This is a genomic window from Blastococcus sp. KM273129 (assembly GCF_021698995.1).
Classification (GTDB): domain Bacteria; phylum Actinomycetota; class Actinomycetes; order Mycobacteriales; family Geodermatophilaceae; genus Blastococcus.
This window is the reverse complement of record NZ_SSXB01000227.1, coordinates 1-256: the sequence shown is the minus strand read 5'-3', so window position 1 is coordinate 256 and position 256 is coordinate 1. Positions and strand designations below refer to the sequence as shown.

Sequence of the window (256 nt, the reverse complement as noted above, 5' to 3'; positions counted from 1 at the left end):
GGTGAGCGGCCCGATCGCCGCCCTCGCCGAGCTGCTGCTGGCCTCCCCCACCCCGGTGACCGTGGCGGCGATCGGGCCGCTCACCAACATCGCGCTGCTGGTGGCCGGGTACCCGGAGGCCGCCGGGCGCATCGGCCGGCTGGTCGTGATGGGCGGCTCGGCCGGGCGCGGCGGCAACGTCACCGCCGCCGCCGAGTTCAACATCTGGTCCGACCCAGAGGCGGCCCAGGTGGTGCTCTCCTCCGCGGTGCCCACC

The 256-nt window shown here is 76.6% G+C and carries 1 protein-coding gene; it reads left to right on the top strand.

Annotated features, from left to right (window positions below):
• A partial coding sequence (locus tag E9565_RS22130; protein WP_236836753.1) for a nucleoside hydrolase occupies positions 1–256 on the top strand: 256 nt, incomplete at both ends.